Here is a 9,549-nt window from a genome sequence, read left to right as displayed (position 1 = left end):
TTTGTTGTGTCGGAGTAGGCGGCCATGGCCGCCTACTCCAACCGCTAATTTATCAAACCTATCAAAGAACTCCAAATAATAGTGTTTTTTCAGGACAGTATCCTGAACCTGTCCGGGAACAGGATGGCCAGTTGCTGGGCAGTCTGACCCCAGTTCTGGACAGGCTGCGTCCACTTGCGTCTGATTCTTGTAAATGCCATAAACACAAGTTTTTCGAGGGCTGTGTCGTTCGGAAAGACCCCCTTGTTCTTGGTGACCTTACGCAACTGGCGGTGGTAGCCCTCCACGGTGTTGGTGGTGTATATTATGCGCCGTATGTGTTCGGAGTATTGGAAGTACGCGCTGAGCCTTTCCCAGTTGTCACGCCAGCTCTTGATGACTATCGGATAGTCCTCGCCCCACTTCAGTTCCAGCTCATCCAGAGCCTGTTCCGCCGCATCCTTGTTCACCGCCTGGTAGACCTGCTTCAGATCCTTCATGAACTCCTTCTGCCGCTTGCTGGCCACATACTTTATCGAGTTGCGTATCTGGTGGACTATACACAACTGCACCGTGGTCTCGGGAAAGACGCTCGCTATCGCATCCGGGAAACCCTTCAGCCCGTCAACGCACGCTATGAGGATGTCCCGGACTCCTCTGCTCTGGAGGTCGGTCAGGACACCCAGCCAGAAGTTCGCACCCTCGCTCTTGGATATGTACATCCCGAGCAATTCCTTGCGGCCTTCCGAATTGATTGCCAGAACATTATATATGGCTCTGGTCACAGGACGGTTCTTCTCGTCCATCACCTTATAATGCACCGCATCAAGCCATACTATGGGATAGACGCTTTCCAGCGCCCGGCTCTTCCATGCCTGGATCTCCGGCAGCACCCTGTCCGTGATGCTGCTGATCGTCTCCGCCGATATCCTGTTCCCGAACTGCTCCTCCAGTATGTCGCTTATCTCCCTCGTGCTGTTCCCGATGGCATACAGCCCTATTATCCTGTCCGCCAATGAGTCCGCCAGTATCTTCTCCCTCTTCCGGACAACCTGCGGGTCGAATGTCCCGTCCCTGTCCCGCGGCGTGTTGATCGTTATTTCGCCCATCGAGGTCTGGACCTGCTTGCTCATGTGCCCGTTGCGCCGATTCCCGTACTCCCGTTCTACTCCTTCCAGATGGCTGTCCATCTCTCCTTCCAGCGCGCTGTTAAGCAGATTCTCCAACAGCGGTGCCAATACTCCGTCCTTGCCGGATAGTGGTACTCCCGCCTTCAATTGTTCTATGGCGTTCGCCTTGAACTGTTCGTAATCAAATCTTTCGCTCATAATAAAAAAGTGTGTCTAAAGTTATTATTTTTTACCTTACTTGACACACTTTAATTTACGCTCTCCAGTAAAATCTTAAACTGCACTTGCTTTGATAATTAATGATTAGTAATCTAAAAGCACTCTAATCGTTATCGGAGTGCTTTTAGATTACTAATCAAATTGCTTCTATTATAATTTGAATCCTCTACTTTTTCTTTCTTCCTGTTGCGGCACTCTTGCTCCATATCTAAGCCTGTGCCATTGCTCCCTGAACCAGTCGGCAATCGGCTTCCTGTTTATTGTCAGGTTCAGCCTGCTTTCATCGTCAGGGTCATTTTCCACCCTTAAAATATCATCCTTTATATCAAAGTTCCGCCTGTGTTGCTCGGAATAGATTTTACCGCTACATTTCAGGGCTTCTTTTTTGACTATAAGACTTTCAGTCATTTCTTTAGAGAATCCCAGCATGGCACAAAACTTTTCCATGCGCAGCATTTCCCTGAACATCGGAAACCACCTAAAAGCCTTGTCTATGATTCTGGCGAGCCGTGACAGTTCTTTTTCTTTCATGTCAAGTTCCTGCCTGTGCATTTCTCTGAGATTGTGGATTTGCGTATCATGCTGTTTCTGCATCTGCTGTACTTGGCTCTGCAATTTTTCAATATTGGTGTTCCGTTTTGAAACCTCGTCTTGCAGTTTTTCGTTGGCACGTTCCAGTTCTTTCAGTTTTCCACTCCCGAAAAGAGAAGCAACTCCACTAGTTATGGCTGTCGCTGCCGTGGTGGCTGTCTTCTTTAACTTGTCAGTGCGTATTTCTGATTTCACCTGTTTCAGTTCCTGCTCGGCAAGATTTATCTGTTCTTCTTTGTGCCGTTTGGCTGCATCCATGCGTTGCAGTTCAGCTTTCTGCTTCTCAATGATAAAGTCGTTCCGTTCCAGATGCTCCTTACCAGTGACAACCTTTGACTGCCCGCGTTCCATCAGCAGGATGTCGGATGCAAGGGTCTGCATCTGCATCATGTCATCGTCATTGAGCTTTCGGCTCTTTCCTGTTTCGTGGTTCATCCAGTCGAAAACGATATGGGCATGATAGTTCGGCTTGAACCATCTGTCCCCGACTTTGAAGCTTTCCCTGTCTTCCGCTTCCGGCTGACCGTTCAGCCAATGCCCTTCATCCTTGTGCAGGAAGATTTGCAGCGGTGTGATTCCCCAGCGTCTTTGACACTCCTCACCGAATTTACGCACGTCTGCCAGTGTGGTGTCCGACCTGACAAGCAGCACTCCTTCACGTATGGGGGAGCATCCCGCAATCTTGACTATTTTACCGTTCTTGCCTTTGCGTTCACGCTCCTTTTCCTGCATGGCACGTCCGGTCTTTTCCTTTACCATCTGTCTGATATTGTCATAATGCGTCCGCAAATCCGGACTGCCGAAGTCGGGATTTATCCACTGTTCGTTATCGGTGGATAGTTCAGGAACGACATAGATTCTGGACTCTCCGATGTGGCGCATGTATTCGGCAGTCCTCCTGTTGTGAGCCTCGCTCGATGCGATGTTGCAGGGCTTGATATGTATGCTTGATTTTGTTGCCATAGATACTTGTTTTTTGGTTTGTACTTTATTGTTAGCTTTTCCGCTGTCCGTAAACGCATGGGGTTCTTAGGGGTGCAACCCATAAGCGGAGATTGCAAAGAGAGGGTCACTCTTTGCTCTGGGTTCTCAGGGGAGAAACGCCCTGAGTGGGTTATTAGGGTAAAACCCTAATCCTCTCGGGAGAGCCCACAACTACGTAAGCGAAGCGTGTAGTTATAGTGGGCTATATCAATGGCAAGCCATTGTCCGTACACTACAACCTTCGGTTTCCGCTCTCCTCCGTTAAGGAGGGGTTCCGTCACCGCTGCCGATTGAGGATGCACCGACCAGCACAAGCCCCAGATCATCTATCAGCTTTTGAAGGGCGGGGTTCTTTTCTATCATCCTTTGCAGGATTCTTTCCGCTTCCACCAGATGGTCGGCTGTACAATTTATCCTGCTTTCCCGGATCTGGAAGATTATCCAGTCGGCTATGTCGATATGTGCCGCCTTCTGCTCCGGCGTTGCGTTCTTCTCTATGAGGTCAGACACCATCACCTTGCAGAAGGTCATGCCGTCGGCACGCTCTTTCCATTCGGCATAGGCATCGGCATCCGGAAAGAGAAGCACGGTCCGCCCGGTCAGCACACGGAGCTTTTCCTCCCGCAACTGGCTTTTGCCTCCTGCCGCCAGCCATACATAGCCGGGGAAGAGGGCGGAACCGATAACGGCACTCTTCTCGGATTCCACCAGAACCGCCACCTTGTCAGGATAGACACTCAACAGGTGTTCCCCGAAAAGGCATTGGGAAAGCTGCCATCCCTCCGCCAGTACCCGTTGCCTTTTCAGTATGCTGTGTATCCAGTTCACTGCCGATGTCTGTCCGTCCTTTACACGGTGTCCGTCCCCGGGATTGTACTGCATCACCTTGCCTGTCCGTACCTTGTTCTCCCGGTCAATCTGCCAGAAGATGACCGCACCGTCACGGGTAGCTCCCAGACGGTAATCCTCCATCAACCGTTCCAGCACTTCCTTTGCCTTGCTGCCGTAATAGGAATCAAGCAGTACTGAAAGGAAACGGCAGAAGTTGCTATGCAAGCTCTGCGATTTCTCCACATAGTGTGGCGGTATGTAACCGATGGCTGTCTGTTGCAGCGGTTGCTTGGGCTTCTGCGCCATACATTGCCTGCCGGAAGAGAAATCACCGGCGGTCCGGCATTCGGGGTGGTCGTGAAAATACTGTCTGGGCGTATAATGATACCCGCAGCCGCTTTCGTGGTTGCATCTGCCGACTGACGGGTGAAGGGGCGTACCGCTTTCGTCCACGTAGTAGGCAAAGGAACGTCTGTCCCCGCAATTCGGACAGGTATGCCGTGTTGACGTTCCTTTATATTTCTGTAATGAATAGTTGCTCATGACTTTTTTTGATGATTGGTTTTCTACTGTTTGTCCCGTTGTCCCACTGTCCCGCCCCCTAAAGGCTGGGACAGTGGGACACTTGGGACACCCCGGGACACTCTGGAAAATCAGGGCCCGGTTTGTATGCTCCCATGTCCTGTAAATGATACGGTCGGCTGTCATACAGCCGTGTGCAGGCTGCTTTTTCATGGCTTGTCCTCCTTTTCATGTCCTGCAAACAGATCCGCCTGCCTTGCTTCTCCTGCTGTCCCGCTTGTCCCATCTGTCCCATGCTGTCCCACCTGTCCCATTGTCCCGTTCTCCTTGGGACGGGACAGCGGGACACCCGGGACGGCCGCGTTCCTGTCCTCCTTGCTGCGCTGGATTATCCGGCTGACGGTGGACTTGCCGCAATTGACCTGCGAGGCTATCTCCCGGACTGACTTCCCTGATTGGGACAGTTGCAGGATAAGGCAATCCCTTTGTCCCGATTCGTTGTCACCCGGTTTCTTCAGGTGTTCCTTTTCGGTTGAATAGCCCCTGAACACGAATTGCAGGAAGGCGTCCGTTTTCTCAATCTCATAGACAATCACATTGTCGGCATCGTACGAGAATGTCCCGTAACGGACCTTGAGCTGCTTCACATAGCGTAGTCCCCCGTCCAGTGCGCTTTTCCCGATGACAAACACGCTGTCAAAGAAATTGTAGAGCCGCTTGCTTCCGGCAAGGTCGTTGGACGTGATGGGACAGTCCAGTGAACGCTTTGGGGTGTGTGCCAGGACTAGGATGGAAAGCCCGTATCTCTTTTTGAGATTGTTGAGCTGTATCATCAGCCGTCCCGCCGCATCGCCTTTCTCCATGGCACAGCACAGGTAAGTAAGGTTGTCAACGATGAAGATCCTGCAGCGGGTCTGCTGTGCCATCTGTTCGATGCTGCCGATGATCGTCCCTTCAAAGTCGGCATCGAGAAGGGCGTCGCAGTCAAGCGATACCCGGTACAGCCTTTCGGGAAAAATGTAAGGCTTTCCGTACTCGTCGGTATAGCGGAGCTGGAACTGCTTTTCAGAGAGTTCAAAGTCCAGATAAAGCACGTTGTCAGTCCGTGCTATACGGTCGGCTATCTGGACGGCAAGGATGGATTTCCCCACGTTGGAATCTGCAAAGAGGCAGGACAGTTCCCCCTCGTACCAGAAGCTGTCCCACAACGCACGGGGCGTGGGCAGCTGTGATGCTTCGAGTATGGTCCGGTTGGCGGTCTTTATGCTCATTACACCGATATTTTCCGGCATACCGTTCTGCATCTGGGCTGCCCTCGTCAGGTCGCCATGTATCATGCTAATATAGTTCTTGTCCTCTTCCATGGCTCTTACCAGTTACGTTGACCGGGCTTGCGGCGGTGGGAGGAGGACATGGACTCGCTGAGTTCCTCATCGGACAGGGGTACGGGATTCTTGCGGGAGGATTCCAGCCATCTGTCCAGTTCGTCACGGTAAAGGCAATAGCGTTTGCCGGGCTTGGTGGCCGGAATGCTTCCGTCCGACAGTTTCATGTAGAGCGTTCCCTTGGGAATACCGAGATATTCCGCCGCTTCATCCACGGACATGGGGACATGGGTGTCCACCGCCTTTGCATTGTTCACACTGCGCTGCTCGGTAAGCAGGCTTCTCAAGCTCATCACTTCGTCCCGAAGCTGGGCTACGACCTCGGGAAGGTCGTTGAATGTAATCACTGTTTTTTCCATTTGCGTACTCGCCTCTTTTGTAAGGCTTGGCGCAAAGGACCGCAATGATATGGCCGTGAATATCTTCACGAAAGGTCATTGCAAAATAATTCCCGAATAACGATGTCCAACCGTGAATGAGGGGCAAAGTTATTCGGGAAACAATGAGATACAGGCTGTTACGTATTGCCTGATACTTGTCGTTATTGTTGTTATATCCCCGGGAAACGGTCAACTGTTCACTTCCCGTACATAATCTTCGGGATAATGGAAGTCCAGACTGCCGTTTTCGGGTTCGTCAATGGGAATCAGCGTCTTTGACGGATCGACCTTGAAGTTCTTTATGGTCGCTATATCCGTGTCGGCAAATTCACGTGGAAAAAGGGTCTTGATAAAATTGGCACGGTTGTCCCCGTTGTAGTATTTCTTGTACATGAAACGCTCGGAGATGTTCCACACGAAATGGCGGAGCGGAATGTTGGTAATCTCTCTGGTCAGCCGTCCTGTTATCGGCTTGGGCTTGTAGCTGTGAAGGCACATCCACTTGTTGACCTCGGCACAGATATGGTTGACGGTCTCCTTGTCGGCAATACGGGGCATGACGAAGTGGATGTACTCCATGACCATGCGGATCCGTTCCGCTTCTTCCTGCTTCTGTCTGTCCTCATAGCTGGCACGGTTCTTTTCGTGAAGTTCCGGGGCAATGGCAATCTCTACCGGTTTTATATCCGGGGTTGCTTCCCCGCCTGTCGGCATCGGTGTCGGAGCAGCAGGTTCATGCGTATCCTGTGGCTGTTCTTCCTGAGCCTTTATGATTCCGGCAGATGCCTTTTTCTTGCCGGACTTGAGTTTCCAGATCTCGTATGAGTCGAAAATGACCGTCTGGAAAGAGAGATAGAGCAGCCAGCCGAGAATGTTGCTGCATACAAAGACTATCAGCCTTACAAAATTGTCCTGATTGAAACTTGCGGAGACAATCAGTGTGATAAAAAAGGAAATCAGGCAGATGGCAACGCCGATGAATCCCAGAATGATGTATTTGTCCTTTATCGTTGGTTCCATATCGTTTTTTTCGGTTATTACTTGTAACTGTCAGGTCTTTGCAAATTTAATTGTATTCTTCCAATTATTGCTCTTTAGCTTTGGTTGGCGGTTTCTTTTTCAATGTTTTTCACCAAAAGCCCGGAATCATACCCGAATATCATACTATAATGACTTTTTAGGGAATGGTGCCATTAGAAACAGAGGGAGCGGTTAAAGCCTGCACGCAATAACCGCTCCCCCTGAATACCCTGAAACAGGCCTATGCCTCCTTGCGTTTCAGGGTTATCTTGTCCACCACGTCACACATCTGCTGTGCAGCCATCTTGGAATAGATCTGTGTGGTGGTAATGTTCTTGTGTCCCAGACAGGCTTGTATGACAGCCATGTCCGTGCCCATTTCCACGTGCAGGCTTCCGAATGAATGCCGGGTGCAATGGAAGGTTATCTTCTTGGTTATGCCTGCCGCTGACAGCCAACGCTTCAGGGGCCCCTGCAGCATCTTATCCTTGAAGCCCTCGAAGATAAGCCCTTCATGCCGCTCCCCGAGCAGTCCGTAGGCTTCATCGCTGATGGGATTGTGAACAATCTGCTTCGTCTTCTGCATACGGGTGGTAACGAACATCTTGCCGTTGGTGTACGGCTGTATCTGCTGCCAGGTAAGCTGCCTGATGTCGCTCTTCCTCAATCCTGTCAGGCAGGCGAAAAGGAAAGCCCTTTTCAGAACCTCTTCCTCGCATGGCGTTTCGGCAAGCCGTATCAGTTCCTCCTGGCTCAGATGCTCCCTCATGGTGGGAATACTCTCGATACGGTCCAGAAAGCCGTTGGGATTCTCCTTTATCTTCCTGTCACGGTAGGCCGTGTGCAGGACGGCACGGAAAGCCGACCAGTAGCCTGCCGCAGAATTGATATGCAGCTTTTGGTTGGTGTGTATGGTCTGGGGAGCGTTCAGCAGGTACTCCATGAACTTGCGGCACAGGTCCACATCCACCTCTTCAAAGGTACATTTGCCGCCCACGAACCGCTCGAAGTGCTTGTAGACGTGCTGCCACTTGATATTTCTCCTGTCTGCCAGTTCCTTGAAGTAGGCGAGGAAATCCCCCTTCATCTTAGCCTTGTCAAAGAAGCCGTTGTTCTCGTTGAAGATGGCTTCGTAACGCCTGTTGCGGAGTATCTCCGCCTTCTTCATCATGCGTGCGTTGAAGTCACGCTCCTGCTGGTTGGCAGGCTTGGCAAAAATGTAAATACCCAGAGCTTCACGTGTTATCACTTTCATGGTGGTGTTGTCACGGTAGCCGGGATAATAGTCCAGACACAGCGAATACTGTGTACCGTTCTTGATCTTGCGCTTGCGCAAGGTTACTGTCTTGCATTTACTCATATTGGTGATGTTTTAACTGGTTGTACACTTCCGGAGGTGTCTCCGTGTTTACGGTGGCAAAGGAACAACGTGAAACAGCCGTGAATATCTCCACGACAATCATTTTGAAATAATTTTCGGGTAATGGCGGTTGCTTGCGGTTATTTGTTCCTTTCAGCCATGACACGCTCCACGTCGGAGCGCAGAAGCAGGTTCTTCACGCCGACCTTTATCTTTTCGATGTGCTTAACCTTGACGATATGGCAGATGTTGGCTGAGGAAAGCCCGTAAATCTGCCGGACCTGTTCCACGGTGTAATAACGCTCGTCGTTCACAAGATCGGTTCTGCGGAGTTCGTCCAGATGGGACTTGGAGTAATAGGTGCGGCCGTATTCTCTTATGGTCGGTATCCTGTGCCGGTAGGCATATGCCCGGAGTGCGGCAGGCTTCATGCCGAACAGCTCTTCCGCCTCTCCGGTCAGGAGCCAGTCGGTGATACTTTCCATATCAACAGCCGCACAGAAGAACTCGTCAACATGCTTCTTGCTGTAATAGTTCTTTCCAGCGATGCGGCAGATGGGAATGCGGTTGCGTTTGGCGGTGGTATAGAGCCATGACTGTTTGACCTTATAAAGGGACATCACCTCTTCACCGGAATAGAAGTCCAAAATCTCATCGCCTCCCTTTTCCCTTTTTTCTTTTTTGCCCGGAAAGGAAGATGAAGCGGATTTTTTCGGTGTGGAAGTGCTGCCGGGCAGGATGCGGTGGTAGGGATTGCCCTCCAGCATCCGCTCGATGTCGGCTCTGCGGATGAATGCCATGCGGTTGCTGATGCGTGAGGCTTTCAGCTTGCCCATGGCTACAAGTTTATAGATGTACTGTCGGGAACAGCCCATGAGTATGGCTGCCTTGGAAAAGGTGAGATACTCCTGATGCTGTATCTCCATGATTGGCCGGACGGCCTTGAAGAGGTTATTCTTCTGTGTCATTCTGGCTCGCCGGGCTTCTGCCTGACAAGCCTCGCTGCAATACCTTTGCATTCCGCTGCGGGTTACAAAGGACTTGCCGCAAAAACTGCATTTTCGGGTTGCTTTCATACTGCTTTATCGTTTACTGGTTCATTTCTCCAATCCTGTATTCCTCTGAAGTGGTGAACGGATGTAAACGGC

8 protein-coding genes are annotated in these 9,549 nt (G+C 51.0%); all 8 read right to left on the bottom strand.

What is annotated here, in order from left to right; translation table 11 throughout:
• Positions 1-89: 89 nt before the first annotated feature.
• Positions 90-1,307 carry an IS256 family transposase gene (locus D8S85_RS21350; RefSeq protein ID WP_127075809.1) on the bottom strand — a complete coding sequence of 406 codons (1,218 nt, stop codon included), beginning with the start codon at positions 1,305-1,307 and terminating at the stop codon, positions 90-92.
• Positions 1,308-1,478: 171 nt separating this feature from the next.
• On the bottom strand, positions 1,479-2,882 hold the full coding sequence (locus D8S85_RS21345) for a mobilization protein (RefSeq protein WP_094389027.1): 1,404 nt from the start codon (positions 2,880-2,882) through the stop codon (positions 1,479-1,481).
• Between the two features lie 282 nt (positions 2,883-3,164).
• Positions 3,165-4,277, bottom strand: a complete 1,113-nt coding sequence (locus D8S85_RS21340) for a DUF6371 domain-containing protein (RefSeq protein ID WP_127075855.1) — start codon at positions 4,275-4,277, stop codon at positions 3,165-3,167.
• A 188-nt stretch (positions 4,278-4,465) separates the two neighbouring features.
• Positions 4,466-5,620, bottom strand: a complete 1,155-nt coding sequence (locus D8S85_RS21335; protein WP_127075853.1) for an AAA family ATPase — start codon at positions 5,618-5,620, stop codon at positions 4,466-4,468.
• Between the two features lie 5 nt (positions 5,621-5,625).
• Positions 5,626-6,000 (bottom strand): helix-turn-helix domain-containing protein, encoded by a 375-nt coding sequence (locus tag D8S85_RS21330; RefSeq protein WP_007758558.1) that lies wholly within the window; start codon positions 5,998-6,000, stop codon positions 5,626-5,628.
• 210 nt (positions 6,001-6,210) lie between these two features.
• Positions 6,211-7,041 carry a transposase gene (locus D8S85_RS21325; protein ID WP_127075851.1) on the bottom strand — a complete coding sequence of 277 codons (831 nt, stop codon included), beginning with the start codon at positions 7,039-7,041 and terminating at the stop codon, positions 6,211-6,213.
• Between the two features lie 241 nt (positions 7,042-7,282).
• Positions 7,283-8,401, bottom strand: coding sequence for a site-specific integrase (locus D8S85_RS21315; RefSeq protein ID WP_127075847.1), 1,119 nt, complete (start codon positions 8,399-8,401; stop codon positions 7,283-7,285).
• A 140-nt stretch (positions 8,402-8,541) separates the two neighbouring features.
• The gene (locus D8S85_RS21305; protein ID WP_127075843.1) at positions 8,542-9,477 is read right to left on the bottom strand and encodes a helix-turn-helix domain-containing protein; all 936 of its coding nucleotides are present in this window, start codon (positions 9,475-9,477) and stop codon (positions 8,542-8,544) included.
• Positions 9,478-9,549 lie beyond the last annotated feature (72 nt).

The organism is Butyricimonas faecalis (genome assembly GCF_003991565.1).
In the GTDB taxonomy this organism is placed as follows: domain Bacteria; phylum Bacteroidota; class Bacteroidia; order Bacteroidales; family Marinifilaceae; genus Butyricimonas; species Butyricimonas faecalis.
The sequence above is the reverse complement of the archived record's forward strand: the minus strand, read 5'-3'. Positions and strand labels throughout refer to the sequence as shown.

Coding starts and splice junctions, on each gene's coding strand:
- D8S85_RS21350 (WP_127075809.1), bottom strand. CDS start 1,307: ATGAGCGAAAGATTTGATTACGAACAGTTCAAGGCGAACGCCATAGAA.
- D8S85_RS21345 (WP_094389027.1), bottom strand. CDS start 2,882: ATGGCAACAAAATCAAGCATACATATCAAGCCCTGCAACATCGCATCG.
- D8S85_RS21340 (WP_127075855.1), bottom strand. CDS start 4,277: ATGAGCAACTATTCATTACAGAAATATAAAGGAACGTCAACACGGCAT.
- D8S85_RS21335 (WP_127075853.1), bottom strand. CDS start 5,620: ATGGAAGAGGACAAGAACTATATTAGCATGATACATGGCGACCTGACG.
- D8S85_RS21330 (WP_007758558.1), bottom strand. CDS start 6,000: ATGGAAAAAACAGTGATTACATTCAACGACCTTCCCGAGGTCGTAGCC.
- D8S85_RS21325 (WP_127075851.1), bottom strand. CDS start 7,041: ATGGAACCAACGATAAAGGACAAATACATCATTCTGGGATTCATCGGC.
- D8S85_RS21315 (WP_127075847.1), bottom strand. CDS start 8,401: ATGAGTAAATGCAAGACAGTAACCTTGCGCAAGCGCAAGATCAAGAAC.
- D8S85_RS21305 (WP_127075843.1), bottom strand. CDS start 9,477: ATGAAAGCAACCCGAAAATGCAGTTTTTGCGGCAAGTCCTTTGTAACC.